At 72.4% G+C, this 25,266-nt stretch carries 23 protein-coding genes and 1 pseudogene; 17 read left to right on the forward strand and 7 right to left on the reverse strand.

All coding sequences use genetic code 11. The features are described from left to right. A pseudogene (locus VGK78_RS15545) lies at nt 1-188 on the reverse strand (EamA family transporter); the annotation flags it as partial. 56 nt (nt 189-244) lie between these two features. Between VGK78_RS15545 and VGK78_RS15550 the strand changes: the two are divergent. Together VGK78_RS15550 and VGK78_RS15555 are read left to right on the forward strand one after the other, a co-directional pair. Then, nucleotides 245-2,182, forward strand: coding sequence for a TIGR03960 family B12-binding radical SAM protein (locus VGK78_RS15550; protein ID WP_331528599.1), 1,938 nt, complete (start codon nt 245-247; stop codon nt 2,180-2,182). Between the two features lie 6 nt (nt 2,183-2,188). Next, complete coding sequence (locus tag VGK78_RS15555) at nt 2,189-3,187, forward strand: L,D-transpeptidase (protein WP_331528600.1); 999 nt, start codon at nt 2,189-2,191, stop codon at nt 3,185-3,187. On the opposite strand, the gene VGK78_RS15560 is transcribed toward VGK78_RS15555, so the two are convergent. Both VGK78_RS15560 and VGK78_RS15565 read right to left on the reverse strand, forming a co-directional pair. Beyond that, the gene (locus tag VGK78_RS15560) at nt 3,171-3,614 is read right to left on the reverse strand and encodes a Crp/Fnr family transcriptional regulator (protein WP_331528601.1); all 444 of its coding nucleotides are present in this window, start codon (nt 3,612-3,614) and stop codon (nt 3,171-3,173) included. The genes VGK78_RS15555 and VGK78_RS15560 overlap by 17 nt on opposite strands. Nucleotides 3,615-3,723: 109 nt before the next feature. Further along, nucleotides 3,724-4,638 carry a DMT family transporter gene (locus tag VGK78_RS15565; RefSeq protein WP_331528602.1) on the reverse strand — a complete coding sequence of 305 codons (915 nt, stop codon included), beginning with the start codon at nt 4,636-4,638 and terminating at the stop codon, nt 3,724-3,726. 94 nt (nt 4,639-4,732) lie between these two features. Here VGK78_RS15565 and VGK78_RS15570 point away from each other — a divergent pair, with 94 nt between their 5' ends. Then, the gene (locus tag VGK78_RS15570) at nt 4,733-5,800 is read left to right on the forward strand and encodes a DNA adenine methylase (protein WP_331528603.1); all 1,068 of its coding nucleotides are present in this window, start codon (nt 4,733-4,735) and stop codon (nt 5,798-5,800) included. A gap of 19 nt (nt 5,801-5,819) precedes the next feature. On the opposite strand, the gene VGK78_RS15575 is transcribed toward VGK78_RS15570, so the two are convergent. Continuing rightward, a complete protein-coding gene (locus VGK78_RS15575) occupies nt 5,820-6,854 on the reverse strand; it encodes an endonuclease/exonuclease/phosphatase family protein (protein ID WP_331528604.1) in 1,035 nt (344 codons plus the stop codon). Nucleotides 6,855-6,878: 24 nt separating this feature from the next. Further along, entirely contained in the window at nt 6,879-8,081 is a 1,203-nt protein-coding gene (locus VGK78_RS15580) for an MFS transporter (RefSeq protein WP_331528605.1), read from the reverse strand. Nucleotides 8,082-8,180: 99 nt separating this feature from the next. Here VGK78_RS15580 and VGK78_RS15585 point away from each other — a divergent pair, with 99 nt between their 5' ends. The 3 genes from VGK78_RS15585 (at nt 8,181) to VGK78_RS15595 (ending at nt 13,123) form a co-directional block, all read left to right on the forward strand. Next, nucleotides 8,181-9,374, forward strand: coding sequence for a winged helix DNA-binding domain-containing protein (locus VGK78_RS15585; protein WP_331528606.1), 1,194 nt, complete (start codon nt 8,181-8,183; stop codon nt 9,372-9,374). A 9-nt stretch (nt 9,375-9,383) separates the two neighbouring features. After that, nucleotides 9,384-10,094 (forward strand): TIGR03936 family radical SAM-associated protein, encoded by a 711-nt coding sequence (locus VGK78_RS15590; protein WP_331528607.1) that lies wholly within the window; start codon nt 9,384-9,386, stop codon nt 10,092-10,094. A gap of 356 nt (nt 10,095-10,450) precedes the next feature. Then, complete coding sequence (locus tag VGK78_RS15595) at nt 10,451-13,123, forward strand: Rne/Rng family ribonuclease (protein WP_331528608.1); 2,673 nt, start codon at nt 10,451-10,453, stop codon at nt 13,121-13,123. On the opposite strand, the gene VGK78_RS15600 is transcribed toward VGK78_RS15595, so the two are convergent. Continuing rightward, nucleotides 13,095-13,802, reverse strand: a complete 708-nt coding sequence (locus tag VGK78_RS15600) for a hypothetical protein (RefSeq protein ID WP_331528609.1) — start codon at nt 13,800-13,802, stop codon at nt 13,095-13,097. The two genes, VGK78_RS15595 and VGK78_RS15600, sit on opposite strands and share 29 nt — an antisense overlap. Nucleotides 13,803-13,972: 170 nt before the next feature. Here VGK78_RS15600 and VGK78_RS15605 point away from each other — a divergent pair, with 170 nt between their 5' ends. Next, nucleotides 13,973-15,130 (forward strand): sensor histidine kinase, encoded by a 1,158-nt coding sequence (locus VGK78_RS15605; RefSeq protein WP_331528610.1) that lies wholly within the window; start codon nt 13,973-13,975, stop codon nt 15,128-15,130. Next, nucleotides 15,127-15,777, forward strand: coding sequence for a response regulator transcription factor (locus VGK78_RS15610; protein ID WP_331528611.1), 651 nt, complete (start codon nt 15,127-15,129; stop codon nt 15,775-15,777). Before VGK78_RS15605 ends, VGK78_RS15610 begins: the two co-directional genes overlap by 4 nt. 29 nt (nt 15,778-15,806) lie before the next feature. Here the strand turns inward: VGK78_RS15610 and VGK78_RS15615 are convergent, their stop codons facing one another. Further along, nucleotides 15,807-16,322 (reverse strand): DUF4232 domain-containing protein, encoded by a 516-nt coding sequence (locus VGK78_RS15615; RefSeq protein ID WP_331528612.1) that lies wholly within the window; start codon nt 16,320-16,322, stop codon nt 15,807-15,809. 306 nt (nt 16,323-16,628) lie between these two features. Here VGK78_RS15615 and rplU point away from each other — a divergent pair, with 306 nt between their 5' ends. The 9 genes from rplU to mnmA all read left to right on the forward strand — a co-directional run bounded on the left by rplU (nt 16,629) and on the right by mnmA (nt 25,188). Beyond that, nucleotides 16,629-16,931 (forward strand): 50S ribosomal protein L21, encoded by a 303-nt coding sequence (gene rplU, locus VGK78_RS15620; protein ID WP_331528613.1) that lies wholly within the window; start codon nt 16,629-16,631, stop codon nt 16,929-16,931. 35 nt (nt 16,932-16,966) lie between these two features. Further along, a complete protein-coding gene (gene rpmA, locus VGK78_RS15625; protein ID WP_331528614.1) occupies nt 16,967-17,224 on the forward strand; it encodes a 50S ribosomal protein L27 in 258 nt (85 codons plus the stop codon). Nucleotides 17,225-17,294: 70 nt separating this feature from the next. Beyond that, nucleotides 17,295-18,833 (forward strand): GTPase ObgE, encoded by a 1,539-nt coding sequence (gene obgE / locus VGK78_RS15630; protein ID WP_331528616.1) that lies wholly within the window; start codon nt 17,295-17,297, stop codon nt 18,831-18,833. Continuing rightward, nucleotides 18,830-19,963 (forward strand): glutamate 5-kinase, encoded by a 1,134-nt coding sequence (gene proB / locus VGK78_RS15635; protein ID WP_331528618.1) that lies wholly within the window; start codon nt 18,830-18,832, stop codon nt 19,961-19,963. Before obgE ends, proB begins: the two co-directional genes overlap by 4 nt. Before the next feature lie 44 nt (nt 19,964-20,007). Further along, entirely contained in the window at nt 20,008-21,042 is a 1,035-nt protein-coding gene (locus VGK78_RS15640) for a hypothetical protein (RefSeq protein ID WP_331528619.1), read from the forward strand. A gap of 80 nt (nt 21,043-21,122) precedes the next feature. Continuing rightward, on the forward strand, nt 21,123-21,797 hold the full coding sequence (locus tag VGK78_RS15645; RefSeq protein WP_331528620.1) for a nucleotidyltransferase domain-containing protein: 675 nt from the start codon (nt 21,123-21,125) through the stop codon (nt 21,795-21,797). Nucleotides 21,798-21,989: 192 nt separating this feature from the next. Beyond that, on the forward strand, nt 21,990-22,838 hold the full coding sequence (locus VGK78_RS15650; protein WP_331528621.1) for a TrmH family RNA methyltransferase: 849 nt from the start codon (nt 21,990-21,992) through the stop codon (nt 22,836-22,838). 56 nt (nt 22,839-22,894) lie between these two features. Continuing rightward, a complete protein-coding gene (locus VGK78_RS15655; protein ID WP_331528622.1) occupies nt 22,895-24,079 on the forward strand; it encodes a cysteine desulfurase family protein in 1,185 nt (394 codons plus the stop codon). Then, nucleotides 24,076-25,188 (forward strand): tRNA 2-thiouridine(34) synthase MnmA, encoded by a 1,113-nt coding sequence (gene mnmA / locus VGK78_RS15660; protein ID WP_331528623.1) that lies wholly within the window; start codon nt 24,076-24,078, stop codon nt 25,186-25,188. The genes VGK78_RS15655 and mnmA overlap by 4 nt, the downstream gene beginning before the upstream one ends. The last annotated feature ends 78 nt before the right edge of the window (nt 25,189-25,266 follow it).

The raw sequence follows: 25,266 nt of genomic DNA on the forward strand, positions 1-25,266 counted from the left end.
CGGCCACGCAACGACGGCCGCGCCACTGCCACGAGCAGCAGCGCGCCCAGTGCGAGCCGCAGGAACACCACACCGGCGGGACCGGCCCGGTCGAAGAGCTTGTTCGCGACCGCCGCGCCGAATTGCACCGACGCGATTCCGGCCAGCAGCAATACCTGCGGCGGCAACGAGTTGAGCGGCTGGCGCATGACGCCGATCCTGTCAAACGGTTCCGACTGTGTTTGCGCACGTAGCATGGGCAGGCGTGGAATCCCTGTTCGCCCGGCTCGAGCCGCTGCTGCCCCGGGTCAGCAAGCCGATCCAGTACGTCGGCGGCGAACTCAACCAGCGGGTCAAGGACTGGGACTCCGTATCGGTGCACTGGGCGCTGATGTACCCCGACGCGTACGAGGTCGGGGTGCCCAACCAGGGCGTGCAGATCCTCTACGAGGTGCTCAACGAGCGTGACTGGATCCTCGCCGAGCGGTCGTACGCCGTGTGGCCCGACATGGAGCGGATCATGCGCGAGGACGGGATCCCGCAGTTCACCGTCGACGCCCACCGCCCGGTGGGCGACTTCGACCTGTTCGGCATCAGCTTCTCGACCGAGCTCGGCTACACCAACCTGCTCAACGCCCTCGACCTCGCCGGCATCCCCCTGCACGCGGTCGACCGCGGCGACGACGACCCGGTCGTGATCGCGGGCGGCCACGCGGCGTTCAACCCCGAGCCGATCGCGGACTTCCTTGACGCGGCCGTGCTCGGTGACGGCGAGGAGGTCGTGCTCGCGATCTCCGAGGTGGTGCGCGAGTGGAAGGGCGAGGGCGAGCCCGGTGGGCGCGACGAGCTGCTGCGCCGACTGGCCGTCTCCGAGAACGTCTACGTCCCGAGGTTCTACGACGTCGCCTACGCCGCCGACGGCACCATCGAGGCGATCGTGCCCAACCGGCCCGGCATCCCGTTCCGGATCCGCAAGCACACCCTGATGGACCTCGACCAGTGGCCCTACCCCGCGAAGCCGCTGGTACCGCTCGCCGAGACCGTGCACGAGCGGTTCAGCGTCGAGATCTTCCGCGGCTGCACGCGCGGCTGCCGGTTCTGCCAGGCCGGGATGATCACCCGGCCGGTGCGGGAGCGGTCGATCGAGACGATCGGCTCGATGGTCGAGACCGGCATCCGCCGGTCGGGCTTCGAGGAGGTCGGGCTGCTCTCGCTGTCCAGTGCCGACCACACCGAGATCGGCGACATCGCGCACGCGCTCGCCGACCGCTACGAGGGCTCCAACGTCTCGCTCTCGCTGCCGTCGACGCGGGTCGACGCCTTCAACATCACGCTGGCCGACGAGTTCTCCCGCAACGGACGGCGGTCGGGGCTGACGTTCGCGCCCGAGGGCGGCAGCGAGCGGATGCGGAAGGTGATCAACAAGGCGGTCACCGAGGACGACCTGATCCGCACCGTGGCCACGGCGTACTCCCACGGCTGGCGGCAGGTGAAGCTCTACTTCATGTGCGGCCTGCCGACCGAGACCGACGAGGACGTCCTCGGCATCGCCGACCTGGCGACCAAGGTGATCGCCAAGGGCCGCGAGGTCACCGGGCGCAACGACATCCGCTGCACGGTCTCGATCGGCGGCTTCGTGCCCAAGCCACACACGCCGTTCCAGTGGGCGGCTCAGCTCGACCACGAGACGACCGACGAGCGGCTGCGGAAGCTGCGCGAGGTGGTGCGCGCCGACAAGCGGTACGGCCGGGCCATCGGCTTCCGCTACCACGACGGCGAGCCCGGCATCGTCGAAGGACTGCTGTCGCGCGGCGACCGACGTGTCGGCCGGATCATCGAGGAGGTGTGGCGTGACGGCGGCCGCTTCGACGGCTGGAGCGAGCACTTCTCCTACGACCGCTGGGTCGCGGCGTCCGAGCGGGCTCTCGAGGGCACCGGCGTCGACCTCGACTGGTACACGGTCCGCGAGCGCGACTACGACGAGGTCCTGCCGTGGGACCACCTCGACTCCGGCCTCGACAAGGACTGGCTGTGGTCGGACTGGGAGGACGCCCTTGCGGTTGCCGCGGACCCCGACGCCGTCCCCGACGTCGAGGACTGCCGCTGGACCCCCTGCTACGACTGCGGCGTCTGTCCCGAGATGGACACCGAGATCCAGATCGGCCCGACCGGCCGGCAGCTGCTCCCGCTCTCGGTGGTGTGACGCGTCGTGAGCCGCACATGGACCCTCCGGCCCGCCTGGGTGGCGGCCGTCGGTCTCGCCCTCGTCCTCACCGGCTGCGGTGGATCGGACTCGGCGCCGGACGCCGGGCGGGCACCGCAGCCGAAGGTCTCGCACTCGGCCCCCCCGTCCGCGCCCGCCACCACCGCGCCGACGAAGAAGCCCGTCCCGACCGGCCCGCCGATGCTGCTCGACAGCATCGCGCCGCTCAGCGGCACGAGCGTCGGCGTCGCCATGCCGATCTCGATCGTGTTCACCGACCCCGTGAAGCCCTCGGCCCGGCAGGGGATCGAGGAGCACATCGCCCTGCGCACCTCCGTCCCCGTCACCGGGGCCTGGCACTGGTTCGGCGACCGCCGGGTGGACTTCCGCCCGAAGTCGTTCTGGAAGGCCGGCACGAAGGTGTCGATGGTCGCCCGCTTCGCCCACGTCCCTGACGGCTACGGGCGCTACGGCACGCACAGCTACACACGGGACTTCACGATCGGCGCCGACGTCCGCACCCACGTCTACGTGCGTCAGCACAAGACGGTGGTGACGCGCGACGGGAAGGTCCTGCGCACGATGCCGAGCGATGCCGGCAGCCCGCAGTGGCCCTCCTGGGACGGGACGATGGCGGTGGTGAACAAGGAGCGCAAGGTCCGGATGACGTCCTGCAGCGTGCACATCACCTGCGACAAGAACAACCCGGACTACTACGACCTCGTCCTTCCGTGGGACGTGCGGATCACCTGGTCGGGCACCTTCCTGCACTACTCCAGCGGCGACCCGTACCCCGGCCACGCCAACGGCTCCCACGGCTGTGTGCACCTGTCCCTGGCAGACGCCAAGTGGTACTACCGCCTCTCGAAGCAGGGAGACCCGGTGACGGTCACCGGCTCGCCGCGCGGGAAGGCCGCCGCGGACAACGGGTATGCCGCCTACGACCTCCCGTGGAGCCAGTGGCTCGCCGCGAGCGGCAGGAAGCAGTTCACGACCCAGACGTAGGGCCGGACGGCTGGGGGCCGGCCAGGTGGCGCTCGAGATTCTGCTCGACCCGCGCGGCCAGCTGCTTGTCCTGGAACAGCCAGTCGAGGTCGTGGCCGTTGACCACCAGCAGCCGCATGTCGGTCGTGGCCGTCACGGTCGCGGTCCGCGGCCGGTTCTGCAGCACGCCGATGTCGCCGATCATCTCGCCCACGTCGGTCTGCCGGACGACCTCGTCACCGACCCTGACCTCGGCCCTGCCGCCGGCGACGATGAAGGCCTCGCGCGCGGCGTGCCCTTCGGACGTGAGTGTCTGGCCGGGATGCACCTCGACCTCGTCGCAGTGGGAGTCGATGCGCGACAGCACCTTGCGGGGGAGTCCCTCGAACATCGGTACCTTGCCGAGCACGTCGATCCGTGACTTCGGCACGCCGTGTCTGTCGAACATCCCCAACCCCCTCGTGTGCGACCGCCGCACGAGCCGTGCGGAGGTCGTCAGCGTTGAGCCACGGTGACACGCCGTGGCCCTCGAGGCAATGACCGAGCAGCCGCGGCCCTCAGGCGCAGCTGCTCGCGGTCTCGCCGACGAGCTCGGCCTCGGGTGGCTGGACCGGCCGGCCGCCGCGGTTGACCAGGAAGGAACCGGTGACCACGAGCCCGAAGCCGATCACGGTCCAGACCGTGACCGGCTCGCCGAGCACCAACGCGCCGGCGACCACGGCGACGGCGGGGTTGAGATAGGTGATCGTGGTCGCCCGCACCGGACCCACCTCGTTGACCAGCGCGAAGAGGAGCATGAACGCCGCGGCGGTGCAGACCGCGGCGAGCGCGACCACCGACCAGATGACGTCTCCCGAGGGAAGTGCCCCCGGTACGCCGTCGGTCATGAGAACGACCGGCACGTAGACCAGGGCGGAGATCGTCAGGGCGGAGGCCATGATCCCGATCCCGGGCAGTCCCTGGAGCGGCCGGCTGAGGATGGCCGGGCCCGCGGCGTACCCGACCACGACCACGCCGACCTCGGCCACGGCGCCGAGGTCCGAACCGCCGACGTCGAGGCCGACCAGTGCGGCGACGCCGACGATCCCGAGGACCATTCCCACCCACGCGATCGTCGTGAGGCGTTCGGCCCGCCCGGTCACGAACGCGATGGCCACGCCCGCCAAGGGGACCGCGGCGATCAGCAGGCCGGTCGTCGAGCTGGGCAGCCGGGTCTCCGCGCTGCCGAGGAACACCCACGGCACCGCGATCTCGACGGCCGTGAACAGCAGCAGCCAGTGCCAGCGGGCCAGGAGCGGCCGCACTGCGCCGCGGGCGAGGGCGATCGGCATCAGGATGGCCGCGGCGAGGGCGGTCCGGGCGAGCACGAGCTGGGCGGGCGAGATCTCGTCGACCGCCACCTTGATCAGCAGGTACGGGATGCCCCAGGCCATACCGAGGGCGACGAACAGCACGGCCGCGCGACGAGACACGACGACCATCGTGCCGGACGCGCGCGGAGGCCGGGCACAGTGTCCCACGGGGTGTCCCCCGGGCACCGGCGGAGCGACACGGCAGGATGTCCGCGTGGCCAGCCTCGCGGTCGACTCGCCAGGGTCGGCGGCGAGCCGTGCCGCCCAGCGCGCCGCGGTCTTTCCCAGGGTCCGGTGGATGGGGTCGAAGCACCGGCTGCTGCCGCATCTCGCCCGGGTCTTCGACGAGCTCGGCGGCAGGACCGCTCTGGACGCGTTCTCGGGCTCCGGCGTCGTCTCCTACCTCCTCAAGCACCAGGGGTACGCCGTCCACAGCAACGACTACCTCGGGTTCCCCGCCGTCGTGGCCACAGCGGGGGTGGTGAACCACGCGACCAGGCTGTCCGCCCAGGAGGTGGGGCGGATCCTCGGCCCACCGGCGGACGACCGCGACTTCGTCCGGCGTACGTTCTCCGGGGTCTTCTTCACCGACGACGACCTGGCGTTCCTGGACTCCGCGTGGAGCCACATCGACGGCCTGCGCGGGCACCGGCGCGCCGTGGCGATCGCCGCACTCTGCCTGGCCGCCGCGCGGAAGCAGCCACGCGGCGTCTTCACGCTGACCGGCGACCTGAGCCGGTACGACGACGGGCGCCGCGACCTCCGCATCGGTCTGCGCGAGCACTTCGTGGAGCGGGTGGCCGACTACAACAGGGCGGTCTTCAGCAACGGTCGGCCCTGCGTCGCGACCTCCGTCGACGTCGACGAACTCGAGCCCGGGCGGTACGACGTGGTGTACCTCGACCCGCCCTACGCACCGCCGCGTGACGACAACGACTACACCAAGCGGTTCCACTTCCTGGAGGGGTTGTCGCGCTACTGGGCGGGCGACACGATCCTGCACGGCACCAGGAGCAAGAAGCTGCCCAAGCGGGTCACCAGGTTCTCCTCGCGCCGGACGATCGAGGAGGGGCTGCGCGACGTCCTGGAGAAGTTCCACGAGTCGACGATCGTGCTGTCCTACTCCAGCAACGCGCTGCCGGACCGCGACACGCTGCACTCACTGCTGGCCGAGGTGAAGGACCACGTCGAGGTGCGGGCCGTCGAGCACACCTACTCCTACGGGACGCATGCCACGGCCACACGGCGCAGCGTGGACGAGTACATCTTCATCGGACGCTGACCCCGCTCGGCACCGAGGTTCAGCACTGTCCCCGGGGCCGGAGCACCAGGTCGGTCCACACCGCGCGATGGTCGCTCGCGGAGGAGCGCACGACCTGGGTGCTGTCGCGGACGGGCGCGAAGTGGTTGTCGTAGAGGATGTAGTCGATCCGGCTGCGCGGGTCGGCCTCGGGCACGGTGAGGCCCCGGCCTCGGCCGCCGTACTGCTGGGCGTCGAGAAGGTACTGCCGCAGGATCCGCACCGGCAGGTCGCCCGGGCGGGAGTTCAGGTCGCCGGACAGGATCACCGGGTACGGCGAGGTCCGGATCACCCGGGAGATCGTCTCGGCCTGGCGGATGCGCGGCACGGCGCCGCGTCTGCCCTGGCTCAGGTGCACGGCGTAGAACGACACGGATCGGTGGCCGATCCGCAGCGTCGCCTCGAGCAGCCCGCGCGGCTCGGAGTGCGGCCGGTGCGGCAGGCGGGTGTTGTGCGTCTCGCGGATCGGGAAGCGGCTCAGGATCGCGTTGCCGAAGCGGCCGCCGTCGTACCCGAAGAGGTTCGGGCCGTAGACGGCCCGCAGGCCGGTGGCCAGACCGAGGTACGCCGGCTCGTCGACGCGGTCGCTGCGCGTCGTTCCTCTGTCGACCTCGTTCAGGCTGACCACGTCGGGGTGCACCGACCTGATCTCCGCGGCGACCTGAGCCAGGTCGACGGTGCCGGACCGGCTGACGCCCGCGTGGATGTTGAACTGCATCACCCGCACGATGTGCGGCGGACGGATGGGGCATCCCGGGTCGTGGCGGATGACCACCGGCTGGAGCGGGTGGCGCAGGCGGTGACGGTGCTTGCCGTGGTCTCGCGGGCGCTCGGTCGGCGCGCTCGAGGTCGGCGCGGTCACCACGGTCGGCGACGTGCCGGCTCCTCCGGACGGCGAGCCGTCGGAGGAGCCGAGGACCCAGACGGCGGCGGCGACCACGACCGCGATGCCGAGCGCCACACCACTCGCCACCCACGCCGAACGCCGCGAGATGTCGAGGCGCGGCTCACGGGCCCCAGGCTGGTCGTCCGGCACGCGACCACTGTGCCCGACGACGGGTCAGTCCCGGACGGCCGGCTGGAGACGACCCAGCTGGTCCTCCAGGTACGCCGGGCGGCCGACGTACGCACCGACGGCGATGAGCGGCACCACCAGGGCGAGGAGCAGCCACAGCGGAACGGTCCAGCTGTCGGTGGCGCCGTAGATCGTGCCCACCAGGAAGGGGCCCAGTGCCGACAGCAGGTAGCCCAGCGACTGGGTGAAGCCCGAGAGCGCGGCCGTGCCGTCGGCGGTGTGGGTGCGCAGCCCGATCAAGGTGAGCACGAGCGGGAAGATGCAGCAGCCGACGCCGATCAGGATCGCCGCCGGGATCGCGAGTGTGTGGGCGTCGACGAGGAGCATCCCGTAGCCGACCAGGTAGGAGGTCAGTACGCCGACGATCAGCGCCACCTGGCTCTCGAGCCGGGCGCACAGGGCCGGCAGCCACAGGGACAGCGGGATGCTGACGGCGGCGACGATGGCCACGAGCAGCCCGGCCTGCCCGGCGCTGTAGCCGTGGTCGCGCCAGAGCTGGGCGAACCAGCCGAAGATCGAGTAGGCCTGCAGCGACTGCAGCCCGAACATCACTGCCATCGCCCAGCCGAGCCGGGTCCGCCCGACCTCCCCGAACGAGATGGTCCTGCGGTCGCGGTCCAGGTGCCGGTCGTGTGCGGACAGCGCCACCCACGGAGCCAGTGCGAGGAGGGCGGTCAGCGACCACACGCCGAGGCCGCCACGCCAGCTGCCCGTGAGGTCCGCGACCGGGACCGTCAGCAGGAACGCCGAGGTCAGCCCGGTGGCGAGTGCCGTGGTGTAGATCGCGGTCGCCCGCCCGATCCGGTCCGGGAAGTGCAGCTTCACCAGCGACGGGATCAGGACGTTGGCGGTCGCCATGCCGGCCAGGGCCACGGCCGAGAGCCCGAGGAAGGCGATGTCGTCGTGCACGCTCGCCCGGCCGGCGAGCCCGACGACGACGGCGACCAGGCCAGCGCCGGCCGCGCGGTGCAGGCCCGCGGCCCGCGCGAAGGTCGGCGCGAGGGCGCCGAACACCGCGAACGCGAGCACCGGGAGCGAGGTGAGGAGCCCGGCCTCCGGTCCCGAGAGCGCCAGGCCGTCGCGGACCTCCTCGAGCACCGGTCCCACGCTGACCGCGGCCGGACGCAGGTTGAAGGAGAGGAGGACCAGCCCGAGCAGCACCAACCAGGTACGACGGGCGGCGGACACCGCCGGATCGTCGCACCCGGTGCGGCCCGTCGTCACATCGCGGCAGGGTGGCCCGGGAGGGGTGACGGCAGTGTCCGAGCGCTCCGGCAGGATGGCCGGGTGAGTGAGGTGGCGCGGCACATCGACGACGACGAGCGCCGGGCCCGGCTCGGGGTGCGGCACGGGCTCGCCGTACCGGTGGGCGACACCCTGGCCGCGGCCCGGGCCGTGACCTGCCTTCACGCCACCGAGCCGGCCTCGGTGCACCTGGCCGCGTGGGCACGTTCCGGCGCGACGCGCGACGAGGTCGACCGGGCGCTCTACGCCGACCGGTCTGTGGTCAAGCAGCTCGCGATGCGCCGTACGGTCTTCGCCTTCCCGCGCGAGCTGCTCCCCGCAGTCTGGGGGAGCGCCAGCGCCCGTGTCGCCGCCCAGCAGGTGCGGCGGATGGCCAAGGAGATGGAGACCACCGGCATCGCGACCGATGGCGACGCCTGGGCGACCGAGCACCTCGACCTGGTGCGCCGGATGATCGAGGAGGACGGGCCGCTCACGACGGCCCAGGTGCGCACGGCCCTGCCCGCGCTCGACGCGCGGGTCAGCCGCGGCAAGGGGCAGTACCGCGTCGACGTCGCCGTCGCCGCATCCGTCATCGTCACCTTGGCCGCCTCCGGCGCGATCGTCCGGGGCGAGAACGACGGCGGCTGGAAGCTCTCGCGCCCGCGCTGGACCGCGGCCGCCCAGTGGCTGGGGGAGGCGGTCGAGCCGCTCCCCGAGGCCGAGGGGTACGCCGCGCTGGTGGCGGCGTGGCTGCGGTCCTTCGGCCCCGGCACCGAGGCCGACCTGGTCTGGTGGCTCGGTGCCACCAAGGCGGCGGTCCGCCGGGCGATCGCCGACGTGGAGGCCGTCCCGGTCTCGCTCGACGGCGAAGGCGTCGGCTGGGTCCTGCCTGACGACCTCGACCCGGTGGCCGACCCCGGCCCGTGGGCGGCCCTGCTGCCGTCGCTCGACCCGACGACGATGGGCTGGAAGGAGCGCGGCTTCCACCTCGGAGCCCACGCCGACAAGGTGTTCGACCGCAACGGCAACGCCGGCCCGACGGCCTGGTGGAACGGCCGGATCGTCGGGGTCTGGTGCCAGCAGCCCGAGGGCACGGTCGATGTCCTCCTCGCCGAAGGCGTGCCCCGCGACGCCCGGCGCGCGCTGGACGCGAAGGCGGCGGAGCTCACCGCCTGGCTGGACAAGGACGTCGTGCGCTCGATCTATCTCTCGCCGATGGCCCGCGCGCACCTCGCGGCGACAGGGCCTGGTTAGCCTGACCCGGTGCGAGATCAGCCGGAGCAACAGGCGCCGCCGGTCCAGCGGCTGCGTGTCCGCTACGCCAAGCGCGGGCGGCTCCGCTTCACCAGCCATCGCGACTTCATCCGCGCCTTCGAGCGCGCGCTGGTCCGGGCTCGCATCCCGATGGCGTACTCCTCCGGCTTCAACCCACACCCCCGGATCTCCTACGCCGGGGCGTCGCCGACCGGGGCCGCCAGCGAGGCGGAGTACCTCGAGATCGGGCTGGCCGAGACCGTCGACCCGGCGCGGCTCGCCGAGGACCTCGACCGGGCGCTGCCCGAGGGGCTCGACGTGCTGGCGGTGGTGGAGTCAGAGCCCGGCAGCCTCGCCGACCGGCTCGAGGCGAGCCGCTGGCGCATCGACGTGCCCCTCCCACCGGACGCGGTGCGGGCGGCGGCCGAGGCGTTTCTCGCCCAGACGTCGGTCAGCGTCGAACGGATGACCAAGAAGGGGGTCCGGTCCTTCGACAGCCGGGCCGCGGTGCGCGCGCTCGACGTCACGGCGTACGACGCGGGAGCGCGGCTCACGGTCCTGCTCCGGCACACGGTGCCCGCCGTCCGCCCCGACGACGTGCTCGCCGGCCTGCGGCAGGTGGGCGGCCTCGAGGAGCCGGGGGCACCGCTGGTCACCCGCCTCGAGCAGGGACCGCTCGACGAGGCCACCGGGGCCATCGGCGACCCCCTGTTGGCGTGACAGTGCGGGGATCCCGCGTCCGGTGTGCGATACTCGAGTCGATCGGCCGTGCGGCGTGCCGCTGGAGTCGATCCGACGACGTTCTCGCCGGCCCACACCCTCCAGGTCGTGGATCGGCACGCTGAGTCCAGGTCGTCACCCGACCGCGACGCGGCCGGCTGAGTCGGTGACAGCGACGAAGCCCGCAGATGATGCAAGGCCCGGCGACCGCGGTCCGTGACTCCCGGATGACTGCGACGCACCTGCGGAGGGTGTCGCCGCCATACGAAGGCTTTGCGCTGTCGGCCCTGTCCATCCGGGTCGCCGGCGTCGGACACGTCCGGGGCATGCACGCAGCGTCCGGACCGAGGAGCGACATGCTCGACGATCACGCGGACGCATCCGCGACCCCCGACGACTCGGACCGCCAGGACGCCGCGAACGACCCTGCGCCGGCCGCCAAGAAGGCGACCCGGAAGCGGACGACCAAGAAGGCCGCTCCGTCCTCCGCGGGGGCCACCGCCAAGAAGGCCACCGCCAAGAAGGCCGCGGCGAAGAAGGCCGCGGCCCCGGCGGGCGGTGGCGAGGGCGGCGACACGCCCGAGGGGGCCGAGAAACCGAAGAAGCGGTCGCGGAGCTCGAAGGCCACTGCCGCGAAGAAGGCCGCCGCCGACGAGGCACCGGCGGCCCCGGAGGGCGAGGCGTCCGAGGTGCAGGAACGGTCCTCCGTCGCCGCGGTGTTCCAGGCACCCGACACCTCCGCCGCCCGCGGTCGGCGTACCGCGAAGAAGGCCTCGGCCGCCTCGGCCGACGAGGCCGCTGAAGGCTCCGACACGACGAGGCACGACAGCTCCCAGGTGGGGGACGCGGAGGAGTCGGGCGAGACGCCCGCCCGCCGCAAGCGCCGCCGCGGCGGCCGCCGCCGCCGCAAGCCGGGGGGCGAGAGCGGCGAGACCGACGCGGAGTCGACCGACGACGAGGGCGAGGCCGCCGACGCGGCGTCGAGCGACACGCCCGAGGGCGAGTCGACCTCGTCCCGCCGCCGCCGGCGCCGCCGCCGGGCCGGCGAAGACGGCGGCGACGCGGCCGACGACCCGGCCCACACCGTCACCAAGGTGCGCAGCGGGCGTAGCGCGGCCGACGAGATCACCGCGGTCAGCGGGTCGACCCGTCTGGAGGCGAAGAAGCAGCGTCGTCGCGAGGGCCGCGAGGCCGGTCGTCGTCGTGCGCCGATCGTCAGCGAGGCCGAGTTCCTGGCCCGGCGCGAGTCGGTCAACCGGGTCATGGTGATCCGGCAGCACGAGGACGTCACTCAGATCGGCGTGCTCGAGGACAACGTGCTCGTCGAGCACTACGTCGCCCGCGAGTCGCAGACCTCGCTGATCGGCAACGTCTACCTCGGCCGCGTGCAGAACGTCCTGCCGTCCATGGAGGCGGCGTTCATCGACATCGGCAAGGGCCGCAACGCCGTGCTGTACGCCGGCGAGGTGAACTGGTCGGCGCTCGGCCACAAGGACGGTCAGCCGCGCAAGATCGAGTCGGTGCTGTCCTCGGGGCAGACCGTGCTCGTGCAGGTCACCAAGGACCCGATCGGCCACAAGGGCGCCCGGCTCACCAGCCAGATCAGCCTGGCCGGCCGGTTCCTCGTGTACGTCCCCGACGGCACCACCAGCGGCATCTCGCGCAAGCTGCCGGACACCGAACGCAACCGGCTCAAGACCCTGCTCAAGGAGATCGTTCCCGAGCAGGCCGGCGTGATCGTGCGCACCGCCGCCGAGGGGGCCGCGGAGGACGAGCTCACGCGTGATGTCGAGCGGCTCAAGGCCCGCTGGGACGACATCGAGAAGAAGGCCGCCAACAAGGGCGCGAGCGCGACCCTCCTCTACGGCGAGCCCGACCTGACCCTCAAGGTGGTGCGCGACCTCTTCACCGAGGACTTCACCAAGCTCGTCATCGAGGGTGAGGACGCCTGGGAGACCGTCCAGGGGTACGTCGCGCACGTCGCGCCCGACCTCGGGGACCGGCTCGAGCGCTACGAGCCGAAGAAGGACCAGGACGTCTTCGCGGCGTACCGCATCGACGAACAGATCAAGAAGGGCCTGGACCGCAAGGTCTGGCTGCCGTCGGGCGGGTCCCTGATCATCGACCGCACCGAGGCGATGACCGTCATCGACGTGAACACCGGCAAGTTCACCGGCTCCGGCGGCAACCTCGAGGAAACGGTGACGAAGAACAACCTCGAGGCGGCCGAGGAGATCGTCCGGCAGCTCCGGCTCCGGGACATCGGCGGCATCATCGTCGTCGACTTCATCGACATGGTGCTCGAGTCCAACCGTGACCTCGTGCTACGCCGGCTGGTGGAGTGCCTCGGTCGCGACCGCACCCGCCACCAGGTCGCCGAGGTGACGTCGCTGGGCCTGGTCCAGATGACCCGGAAGCGGATCGGCACCGGCCTGCTCGAGTCGTTCTCCCACGACTGCCCGACCTGCCACGGCCGCGGGGTCGTGATCGAGGACGCACCGGTCGAGCCGAAGAAGGCCGACGAGGAGCCGCGGCGGGCCCGCCGCAGCCGGAGCCGCGGTCGCGGCCAGGAAGCCGCACCCGAGCCACCGAAGCCGCCCTCGCCCAAGGACGTCGCCGCGATGGCCCGTCACCACGAGGAGCTCGCCGAGGAGCCGGCCGAGGAGCTCGCCGAAGAGCCCACCGAGGAGCCCGCGGTCAGCCCGATCGACCCGGTCGACTCCGAGCAGACGGCCGACGCGTCACCGGTGGTCGACGAGGCCGAGGTCGAGACCGAGCCCGACGTCGAGACCGACCTGGAGCCCGAGCTGGAGCCCACTCCGCCCGCCGAGCCCGAGAAGCCCCGGGTCGTGACGCGCACCCGGCGCCGGGCGGCGAGCCGTCCGGCCGGACCACCCGCGTCCGCGACGGGTGTCGACGGGGCTGCCGAGGGCACGGCTGACGTGGCCGCCGGCGTTGCCGTGCAGACCCCCGAGGAGCCGCCGGCGCTGCACGTCCCGGTCAAGCGGAAGGGTGCACGCAAGCGCTGATCCGCTGGGCCAGCACGCACAGCGACCCGATCAGCACCAGCTGCAGCACCGAGTCGACGGTGTGGGCGACCACCGGGCCGCCGATGCCTGCCGCCACCGGCTGCAGGACGAGCGACGCCAGCACGGTCCACGGCAGCCAGGGTGGGACGACCCCCGCCCGGCGAGCCGCGAGGGTGACCAGGAACGGGCCGATCAGGTAGCCGATCACCGCGAACGGCGTCACGACCAGCACCCCGGGACTGACGTCGAGCTGGTGGAGGTAGTCCCGCATCGCCTGGCCGCTGTCGACGTGCGTGGCCGCGAGCGTGCTCAGGTCGATCGAGCTGAGCACCCCGAAGCCGACCCCGCCGAGCACCACCAGCGCACCTCCGATCGTGGCCAGCACCCCACCACGTCCGCGGACCGTTGCCACGACGGTCAGGAACCCGGGGACGAGGGCTGCGAACCCGGCGATCGCCAGCAACGCGCTCGCGGTCACCCTCACGTCCTGCCCGTTCATCTGGTGGAGCCGGTCGGCCGGGCTGCCGCCTTCGGTCGTGAGCAGCCTCGACAGCGCCAGCAGAACCGCACCGCCCACCAGAGCGGTAAGGCCGGCTCGCGTGCGATGGTCGACGGGCGGGCGCGTCGCGGGCTCGGTGGAGCCGCTGACAGTCGTGCTGGTGGACGCGGGAACGGACATGGTGCCTCCTCGACGGCGCTGCATGGTCCGTCGAGTGTGGGAGCCGGCGACGTCTCGGGTCGTCACCCCAGCGAGCGCTCCCGCCGTCATCCGCGTGGTGTACGGCGTACCGGCTCGACGTCGTCCACGAAGCTGACGCCTCGGGCGGTCGGCGTTCCTAGACTGCCGCCGTGACCGCCCCACCCCCTCTCGCGGATGTCCTTCTGGGCGCGGGGTTCCTGGTCTGGGCGGCGCTCGAGATCGCGACCGGGACCGTGCACGGGCCGGTGGCGGTGAACCTGACCGCGGCGGTGGCCGCGACCGGTGCCCTGGCCTGGCGCCGCGTCGCCACGGTGCCCGCGGCCCTGGTGTGCGCGGGCGGGCTCGCGTTCAAGACGGCCTGGGGACTGCAGCTCGACGGGCTGGCCCTGCTGTCGGCGATCCTGGTCGCGTCCTACTCGGTGGGCCGGCACGAGCCGGTTCGCCGGGCGGCGGTGACCACGGCCCTTGTGCTGGCGCTGGCCTGGTTGTCCTTGTTCGGTCTGCCGCCGGCGGACCAGACCCCGGCCAACTACCCGTTCGTCGCGCTCTGGGTGTGCGGCCCGGCCCTCGCCGGCGCGGCACTCCGCCGCCAGGTCGAGCGTGCCGCGGCGGCGGCCGACCGCGCGGCCCGGGCCGAGATTGCTCGGGAGCAGCACGCCCGCTCCGCGGTGGTGGAGGAGCGGGCCCGGATCGCTCGCGAGCTCCACGACACGGTGGCGCACGCGGTCAGCGTGATGGTCCTGCACGCCGGAGTGGTGCGCAGTCGACTGCCTTCCGAGCTGGCGTCCGAGCGCGACGCGTTGACCCGGACGGAGGAAGCAGGGAGGCGTGCGATCGGCGAGCTGCGGCGCATGCTCGGCGTCCTGCGCAGCGAGCACGATCCCGACTCGGCTGCCCGGGCGGTCGTCGAGCCGGCGCCGACGCTGGCCGAGCTGGAGGATCTGCTCGAGGAGACGCGCAGCACCGGCCTCATCGTGCACCTCACTGTCGACGGTGAACGTCCCGTCCTCGAGCCGGCGGTCGAGGTGTCGACGTACCGGATACTCCAGGAGGCACTGACCAACGTCCGCAAGCACGCCCGGGCCCGATCGGTCTGGGTGGGGCTCCGCTTCGAGGGCACCGGCCTCCGGTTGCGGGTCGCCGACGACGGAGTCGGGTCGACGTGGGGGCCGACCGATGTCGATGGTGGACACGGGCTGGCCGGCATGCGGGAGCGGGTCGAGGTGTACGGCGGGGAGCTCCGCGTCTCCAGCCCGGAAACGGGCGGCTTCGTGCTCGAGGTCGGTCTTCCGGAGGTGACCCGGTGATCCGGGTCCTGGTCGCCGACGACCAGGCCATGGTCCGCGCCGGCTTCCGGCTGCTGCTCGACGGGCACGACGACCTCACGGTCGTGGCCGAGGCCGAGAACGGGCGTGAGGCCGTCGACCTGTCGGTCGGCCGCCGTCCCGACGTCGTGCTGATGGACATCCGGATGCCGCAGCTCGACGGGCTCGCCGCCACCCGAGCGGTCCTCGAGCGCACACCCGGCACGCGGGTGATCGTGCTGACCACCTTCGACGTCGACGAGTACGTCTACGAGGCGCTGCGTGCGGGGGCCAGCGGCTTCCTGCTCAAGAGCGCCCCGCCGGAGACCCTGGTCCACGCCATCCGGACGGTCGCCGCGGGTGACGGGCTGCTCGACCCGGCGGTCACCCGACGGGTGATCGAGCACTTCGCCAGACAGCCACAGGTCCGCCCCGCGCCCGAGCTCGCCCGGCTCACCGAGCGCGAGCACGAGGTCCTGACGTACGTCGCGCGCGGCCTGTCGAACGCCGAGATCGCCGCCGAGCTGGTGATCAGCGAGGCCACGGTGAAGACCCACGTGGCGCGGCTGCTGGCCAAGCTGCAGCTACGGGACCGGGTCCAGGCCGTCGTCTACGCCTACGAGCACGGGGTGGTCACGGGAGGCCCGTGACCACCCCGCGCATCGACGTCGAGCGACGGTCAGGGCCGGCGGTACGGCTTCTGGTAGAGCAGGTGGATCTTGGCGTTGCGGCAGCCGAGCGTGGGGTGCACGACGTACTGCGAGCGCGTCGCGTTCGGCACGTAGACCCGGAAGCCGTCCACGTGGGCGCGGCGGCACTTCGTGCGCGGGTAGTTCTGGGCGTTGACCTCGTCGATCGGGCTGCGCAGGCGCTGACCCGGCTTCAGCACGTAGGTCGCGACCTTGCCGTCGACTCGCACGGCCGACGCGCCGATCTGGGTGCCGTCGCCGTCACCGACGTACGAGACCCCGCCGTAGCCGCCGGTGTGGCAGGCGTGGCCCGAGACGTTGCGCAGCACGATCCAGCCGTACCGGTGCCCGGCGGCGTCGTCGGAGTGGCGGTACGACGCGCTCAGGTCGCCGTTCGTGCAGGCCGACGTCGTCGCATCGGCGGCCGGGACGGTGGTGAGGACGCCGCCGGCGGCGACGGCGAGACCGGCCGCTGCGGCCAGCAGATGAGTGATGGGGTGGTGCATGGCTCCTCCTCGGACGTGCCCGTCGGCCCCTTCGCCGACCGTCATCGATGGGATGCAATCCAGGAGGTGAACGGTTGCGTCCGCGGACGTAGCGTTCGGCATCGGATCGGTATCGGTTTCGGCAACGGTTTCCACTCCGTGCCTCGTTTTGCCGTCGCCGCCGCGCACGCCGTACCATGGATGTCCGGCGCCCGCTCGTTCCGGAGCGGCGTGCCCTCTGTCCGGCCGTTCGTCCGGGCCCTGCCGGGCCCACGATCTCGGGCCGGGAGACGCAGACCCTGATTCGGACCTACGAAGGAGACCGCGGTGTACGCGATCGTGCGCGCTGGCAGCCGGCAGCAGAAGGTTGCCGTCGGCGACGTCATCGAGATCGACCGGACCGACGCTGCCGTGGGCGACACGCTCACCCTGCCCGTCGTGATGACCGTCGACGGCGACAAGGTCACCGCCACCGGTCTCGCCGAGGCCGGCGTGACCGTCGAGGTGCTCGGCGCCACGAAGGGTCCCAAGATCGTGATCCAGAAGTACAAGAACAAGACTGGCTACAAGAAGCGCCAGGGTCACCGCCAGAAGTACACCCAGGTCAAGGTCACCGACATCAAGGCCTGAGCGGCCCGAGCTCACTTCCAGACAGGACTCATCCCATGGCACACAAAAAGGGCGCGGCCTCGACCAAGAACGGTCGCGACTCCAACTCACAGCGTCTCGGTGTCAAGCGCTTCGGTGGGCAGCTCGTCAACGCCGGCGAGATCATCGTCCGCCAGCGTGGCACCCACTTCCACCCGGGCGACGGTGTCGGCCGCGGTGGCGACGACACCCTGTTCGCCCTCGTCCCGGGCAACGTGCAGTTCGGCACCAAGCGCGGCCGTCGCGTCGTCAACATCGTCCCGGCCGGGCAGTAACGCCCGTCGACCACCGACCGAAGGGCGTCCCCGTTCCGGGACGCCCTTCGTCGATTTTCAGGAGCAGGAGATGTCTCTCCCGTCGTTCGTGGACCGGGTGACGCTGCACGTCGCCGCGGGGCGCGGTGGCAACGGCGTGGCCTCGGTGCACCGGGAGAAGTTCAAGCCGCTGGGCGGTCCGGACGGCGGCAACGGCGGCCCCGGCGGCTCGGTCATCCTCCGCGTCGACCCGGGCGTGACGACGCTGCTCGACTATCACCACAGCCGGCGACGCCGGGCCGAGCACGGCGGTCACGGCGCGGGCGGCCACCGCAACGGGTCCCACGGCGCCGACCTGGTGCTGCCGGTCCCCGACGGCACCCTGGTGAGCCGCGCGAACGGCGAGGTGCTCGCCGACCTGGTCGGTCCGGGCACCGAGCTGGTCGTCGCCGACGGTGGCCGCGGAGGTCTCGGCAACGCCGCGCTGGCCAGCGCCAAGCGCAAGGCCCCCGGCTTCGCGCTTCTCGGCGAGCCCGGCGACGAGCTGGAGATCACCCTCGAGCTCAAGGTCGTCGCCGACGTCGGGCTGGTCGGGTTCCCGAGCGCGGGCAAGTCCAGCCTGATCGCGGCGATGTCGCGGGCCCGGCCCAAGATCGCCGACTACCCGTTCACCACCCTGGTGCCCAACCTCGGTGTGGTCAGCGCCGGCGACACGACGTACACCGTCGCGGACGTCCCGGGTCTGATCGAGGGGGCCAGCACCGGCCGGGGTCTCGGGCACGAGTTCCTGCGCCACGTCGAGCGATGCGCGGCGATCGTGCACGTCATCGACACCGCCACCATCGAGCCCGGCCGCAACCCGGTGGACGACCTGGAGGTGATCGAGCGCGAGCTGGCGTCGTACGGCGGTCTCGACGACCGGCCCCGGCTGGTCGCGCTGAACAAGATCGACGTCCCGGACGGGCGCGAGATGGCCGACCTGGTGCGCGCGGACCTCGAGGAGCACGGACTGCGGGTGTTCGCGATCAGCGCCGCGTCGGGGGAAGGGTTGCGCGAGCTGAGCTTCGCGATGGCCGAGATCGTGCGGGCCGCCCGTGCGGCGACGCCGGAGGCCCCGCGCGAACGGATCGTGATCCGGCCCCCGTCGGCCGACGGCGGCGACGAGTTCACGGTCGCCGAGACCGGGCAGGGCTGGCGGGTCCGCGGGCCGAAGCCCGAACGCTGGGTTCGGCAGACCGACTTCAGCAACGACGAGGCGGTCGGGTTCCTCGCCGACCGGCTCAACCGGCTCGGCGTCGAGGCCCGGCTGCTGGAGCTCGGCGCGGCCGAGGGCGACACCGTGCTGATCGGTCACCCCGACAGCGCGGTCGTGTTCGACTTCCGGCCGAGCATCGACGCCGGCGTCGAGATGCTCGGCCGACGGGGTGAGGACCAGCGGTTCGACGACTCCCGTCCGGCCGTGCGACGGCGCCGTGAGATCGACGCGGCCATGCCGGAGCGCGGGGACACCGAGGCGCGCGCCGACGTCGCCAGGCGGGTGGACGAGGCGCGTCGGGACGCCGGCGGTCCGAGGAGCTACGAGATCGGATCCGACGACGATCCGGACCACGTCGACGAGAGCGACGAGTGAGCGCCGGAGCTGCTCGCGCAGGGCGGGTCGCCGAGGCCCGGCGCATCGTGGTGAAGGTCGGCTCGTCCTCGCTGACCACAGCCGAGGGCGGCCTCGACCCCGATCGGCTACGGCGCCTGGTCGCGGTCCTGGCCGGAGCGTGGGACCGGGGCGTCGAGGTCGTGCTGGTCTCCTCCGGAGCCATCGCAGCGGGCCTGGCCCCACTCGGGCTCAAGCGGCGGCCGCGGGCACTCCCGGCCCAGCAGGCGGCGGCGGCCGTGGGGCAGGGGCTGCTGGTCCACCGCTACACCGAGGAGCTGGCCGGTCACGGCATCGTCGCCGGCCAGGTGCTGCTGACCGCCGACGACATGACCCGGCGCAGCCACTACCGCAACGCTCACCAGACCTTCGCCAAGCTCCTCGAGCTCGGCGTGCTGCCGATCGTCAACGAGAACGACACCGTGGCGACCACCGAGATCCGGTTCGGCGACAACGACCGGCTCGCCGCCCTGGTGGCTCATCTGGTGCACGCCGATCTGTTGCTCCTGCTCAGCGACGTCGACGGCCTGTACGACGGTCCGCCTTCGGCCCCGGGCAGCCGGCTCGTCGCCGAGGTGGCGCTCGCCGACGACCTCGCCCGGGTGCGGGTGGGCAAGGCCGGGGCCGCCGGGCTCGGGACGGGCGGCATGCGGACCAAGCTCGACGCCTCCCGGATCGCCACCGGCGCCGGGATCCCGGTCCTGCTCACCTCGGCGGCGCACGCCGGCGAAGCTCTCGCCGGCGGTCCCGTCGGCACCTGGTTCCACGGCGCGAGCCGGCGTCGGCCCACCCGCCAGCTCTGGCTGGCTCACGCCACGGAGCCGAAGGGTGTCCTGCTGCTCGACGACGGTGCCGTCCGCGCCGTCACCGAGCGCCGCGCCTCCTTGCTCGCCGCGGGACTGACCGGCTCGACCGGGGCGTTCTCAGCGGGCGACCCCGTCGACCTCGCCGGGCCCGACGGGGTGGCGGTCGCTCGTGGACTGGTGAACTTCGACGCGGATGAGATCCCGGTCCTGGTCGGCAAGACGTCGGCCGTGCTACGGCGCGAGCTCGGCGCGGCGTACGAACGCGAGGTCGTGCATCGCGACGACCTCGTCCTCCTCAGGTACTGACCCGACCGGGTTTGGCCGACCCCCGCCTGGGCAGGATCGAACCCATGACGCCCCGACGACTCCTCGCCCTGGCTGTCCCGCTCGCCATCGGCGGCCTGATGATCGTCACGACGTACACCCCGGCCGCGGCTCGGCCGGCGACACCTGCCGCCGACCACTGCCTGCTCCGCGGCCCGATCCCGGTGGGCTCGCTCAGCGCCGCGGCCCGATCCGGCTGCTCGCTCGTGGGGCGGATGGTCACCGACGGCCGGGTCTCGGTGATGGTGCCGCCGGCCGGGATGAGCGTCGCGGGCGACGGCGTCGGCCGTTCCGGCGATGTCATGGGCCTCACGGTCACCAACACCGGCACGAGGCTCCGGGCGGTGCGGTCGGCAGCCGACGGCGGTGGGCAGGGCTGGTATCTCGCGCCGCTGGGGACGACCACCACCACGACCACGGCCACGACGGGACTGCTGACCACGGCCCGCGCGACGTCGACCAGCGCCTGCGGAGACCGCACCTTCCACCTCGAGCACCACAAGTGGGCGCGCTCCCTGCGCTACCAGATCAACCTCAGCAAGATGCCCGACCGGTTCAGCAGGAAGAAGGTCGTCACGCAGATCCGGGCGGCGAACTTCCACATGCGCGCCGGCGTGAACACCTGCGGGCGGGCCCGGCTGAAGACCCCCGCGTCCCACTACCTCGGGCGCACGACCGCCCAGCCGAACATCAACCGCAACGGCCCGAGCTGTGGCCGCGGCAACACCCGGAACGTCGTGGGCTTCGGCAACCTGCCCTCCGGCCTCCTCGGCTGGACCTGCTACTGGTACTACAGCACCGGGCGGATGGCCGGCGCCGACATGATGCTGGACAACGGACGCGCCCTGGCGACGCACCTGCCCACGAACTGCACGAACAAGTGGGACTTCGAGGGCACGGTGACCCACGAGTGGGGACACGCCTACGGCATGGCGCACACCGGCCCGGGACACCCGAACCTGACCATGCAGCACGAGCTCACGCCCTGCTCGGCGTACGCCCGCACGCTCGGCCTCGGAGACTGGTTGGGCATGAACAAGATGTACGGCCACCGGCGGTGAGGCACCGCTGACCGATCCCCGGTGGCCCTCCCTCGGGGCTCCTCGGGGGTCAGGACAGGCTCGACGGGTAGGTTCTCTCCGTGCGCGAGCCGCTGGACCTGACCCCCGAGGAGCAGGAGGAGGACGACTACTGGATCGGCCTCTACGGCGCCTTCGAGGCGTTCGACGCCGAGGGCGTGAAGGCGTTCTTCGACGGTTTCGACCGACCCTGGTGGCTGGTCGGCGGCTGGGCCGTCGAGGCGTTCACCGGCGCTCCGCGCGACCACGAGGACGTCGACGTCTCGATGCTGGCCTGTGACGTGCCGACGTTCCGGGAGTTCGTCCGCGACCGTTGGCATCTCTGGACGATCGCGAACGGCGCGATGCGGCCGATGACTCGGCAGTACCCCGACCTGCCGGAGCCCGACGCCCAGATCTGGGTACGTCGCGACGCCCGCTCGCCCTGGGTGATGGACGTGCCGGTCACGCCGGACGACGGCGGCCGGTGGACCAACAAGCGGCTGCCCGAGCACGTGGCGCCGCTCGACGAGGTCACCTGGCTGACCAGCGACGGGGTGAGGGTGCTGAACCCGGAGATCGTGCTGCTCTTCAAGGCCCGGCTCGATCGCACCAAGGACCGCCGCGACCTGGCCCGTGCGCTGCCGCTGATGAGCGACGGGCAGCGGGCCTGGCTGCGCGATGTGCTTTCCCATGTGCACCCGGGTCACGCCTGGCTCGACCTGATCGGAACCGGCGTGGAGACCGCCGCGCCCTAGCAGGCGCGCACCGACCCTCCTGAATATTGGGATGCGCGAACGGAACGTTCGTCCGTAGCGTGCTCGGCATGGGTATCGAGGAGTGACCTCAGCCAGGCGCCGACCGGCGGCCTGACGACCGCGCCCCATGCGCTCCCCGGCACGGAGCGGGGCTCGCGGTCAGGACGTCACTCCTGCTCGTCGGAGCCCGCCATGCCCAGCACCACGGATCTTTCCCTGTCGTCCGCGCCACTCGAGCGTCTCCGACCCGTCGGCGCGTCACACGACGACGTACGCCGCTACTCGCGGGCGCGGCGTAATGCCCTGCCGCGCACGGACCACGTCACCGCGGTCTCCGGCTCGTGGGCGCACGAGGTCGTGCTGCGCAGCGACGCCACGGTGGAGGTCGCCCTGTGGTGTCCCGGTGGCCGCGCGTACCCCGAGCTCGAGTCCACCGCCGCCCGGGTGGCGGCGCGTGCGTCGCGCGCCCACCGGGTCTCCGAGCGCGTCCTGGCCCGGCTCCAGCCCGAGGCCACCGCGCCCGCGTTGTTGTCGGTCGTCCGGCTGCCGCACAGCGACCCGGCCCGGGTGCTGAACGGGTCTGCCCGGCTGGTGCTGGTCGCCGACGGCATCGAGTACGCCGGCAACCTGGGCACGCTGGTCCGCACCGCCGATGCCTGTGCTGCCGACGCGCTGGTGCTGACCCGGGCGACGGCGCGCGTGACGCATCCCAAGGTCTTCGCCGCCAGCCGGGGGACGGTACTGACCACACCGGTGCTGACGTTCGACAGCGTCGCGGTGGCGCGGGCCTACCTCGACGCCGCCGGCTTCACGGCGTACGTCGCGGATCCCGCCGGTGCCACGCCGTACCGCTCCGCCGGGCTCGGGACCGGGCCCACTGCGGTGGTGGTCGGCTCGGAGGGAGACGGTGTCAGCGATGAGTGGCGTGAGGGGCTGACCAGGGTGGCGATCCCGATGCGGGGCCGGGCGGACTCGCTGAACGTGGCCGCCTCGGCCGCGGTGCTGCTGTTCGAGGCGCGGGCGGCGCTCGACGACGTCTGAGCCTCGTGGACACGGGTTTTCCCACGTCAGACCCGGCACCGTACCCTGGGTCTGACATGCACGACGCCCCCGACCAGACCGTCTACCTCGACCACGCCGCGACCACTCCGATGCTCCCGGCGGCCGTCGAGGCGATGGCCGCTCACCTCGGCGACGTCGGCAACCCGTCGTCGCTCCACGCCAGCGGCCGCGCGGCCCGGCGTGTCGTCGAGGAGTCGCGCGAGCGGATCGCGCAGGCGCTCAACTGCCGCCCCGGCGAGGTCGTCTTCACCTCCGGCGGCACCGAGGCGGACAACCTCGCCCTCAAGGGCCTGTTCTGGTCGCGGCGCGACGCTGACCCGGCCCAGGTCAGGATCCTCAGCTCTTCGGTCGAGCACCACGCCGTGCTGGACGCCCTGCACTGGCTGGCCGAGGAGGAGCACGCCGAGGTCGAGCTGCTGCCCGTCGACAGCGGCGGCCGGCTCGACCTGGAGGCCCTTCGGGCATCCGTCGAGCGCGACCCCGGCTCGGTCGCGCTGATCTCGGTGATGTGGGCCAACAACGAGGTCGGCACGATCCAGCCGATCGAGGACATCGTCGCGGTCGCATCCGCCCACGGCATCCCGATGCACACCGACGCCGTCCAGGCCGTCGGGGCGGTGCCGGTCGACTTCGCGGCGAGCGGGGTCGACGCGCTCACGCTGACCGGACACAAGCTCGGGGGACCGTACGGCGTGGGTGCTCTGGTGCTGCGCCGCGAGCTGACGCTGACGCCGTTGCTCCACGGCGGCGGGCAGGAGCGCGACATCCGCAGCGGCACCCTGGACATGCCGGCGATCGCCGGCTTCGCGACCGCGGTCGAGCACGCGGTCAAGGCGCAGCCCGAGTACGCCGAACGGGTGACGGCCCTGCGGGACTCGCTGGTACGCCGGGTGATCGGGGCCGTGCCCGACGCGCACCTCCACGGCGCCCCCGAGGATCGGCTGCCCGGCAACGCCCATCTGGGCTTCCCGGACTGCGAGGGCGACTCGCTGCTCATGCTGCTGGACGCCCGCGGGATCGAGTGCTCGACCGGCTCGGCCTGCTCGGCCGGAGTGCCTCAGCCGTCGCACGTCCTGCTGGCCATGGGCCTCGACGACGAGGGGGCGCGGCACTCGCTGCGCTTCACCCTCGGCCGCACCTCGACCGACGCCGACGTCGATAAGCTGGTGGAGGCGATCGGACCCGCTGTCGAACGTGCCCGGGGGGCGCGCATCTCATGAAGGTCGTCGCCGCGATGTCCGGCGGCGTCGACTCGGCGGTGGCCGCCGCGCGTGCCGCCGAGGCCGGACACGACGTGACCGGCATCCACCTGGCCCTCTCGCGCAACCCCGCGTCGTACCGCTCCGGCGCGCGTGGCTGCTGCACCATCGAGGACGCCAACGACGCCCGCCGCGCGGCGGACGTGATCGGCATCCCGTTCTACGTCTGGGACCTCTCCGAACGCTTCCACGATGACGTGGTCGAGGACTTCCTGGACGAGTACGCCGCGGGCCGCACGCCCAACCCGTGCCTGCGCTGCAACGAGAAGATCAAGTTCGCGGCCGTGCTCGACCGTGCCCTCGCCCTCGGTTTCGACGCCGTCGCGACCGGCCATTACGCCCGGGTCCGCATCGCCGCCGACGAGACGACGGAGCTGCACCGGGCGGTCGATCCGGGCAAGGACCAGTCCTACGTGCTCGGCGTGCTCACGCAGGAGCAGCTCGCCCACTCGATGTTCCCCCTCGGAGACACCCCGAAGCCGCAGGTGCGCGAGGAGGCCGCGGCCCGCGGACTGCTCGTCGCGGACAAGCCGGACTCCCACGACATCTGCTTCGTCGCCGACGGCGACAACGCCGGCTGGCTGCGCGAGAAGCTCGGCGACCGTGCGCCCAACCATGGCGGCGCCATCGTCGACGCGTCCTCGGGGGAGGAGCTCGGCCGCCACGAGGGGACGTTCGGCTTCACGATCGGGCAGCGGAAGGGTCTGCGGCTCGGCACGCCTGCGCCCGACGGCCGGCCGCGCTACGTGCTCGACATCGAACCGGTCTCGGGGACCGTGACCGTCGGGTCCCGCGAGGCCCTCACCGTCGACCGGATCGCCGCCGACCGCGCGCGCTGGTGCGGCGCCGCGCTCCCGCCGTGCGCAAGCCTGGAGGGGACGGTGCAGCTGCGCGCCCACGGCGCCGAGCACCGGGCACGGATCGAGGTCGACGGCGACGAGGTCTCGATCGAGCTGATCGACCCGGCCCAGGGAATCGCGCCGGGTCAGGCCGCGGTGATCTACGACGGCACCCGCGTCGTCGGCTCGGCGACGATCACGTCCACCGCCCGGGTCGGCGCATCGGCGTGACCGCTACCACCGGCGGTGAGCCAGCCACCTTCGCGTGGCCAAGAAAGGTGGCTGTCTCACCGCTCACGTCGGAGGGGC

It is taken from the genome of Nocardioides sp. (assembly GCF_036503465.1).
Taxonomy (GTDB): Bacteria; Actinomycetota; Actinomycetes; order Propionibacteriales; family Nocardioidaceae; genus Nocardioides.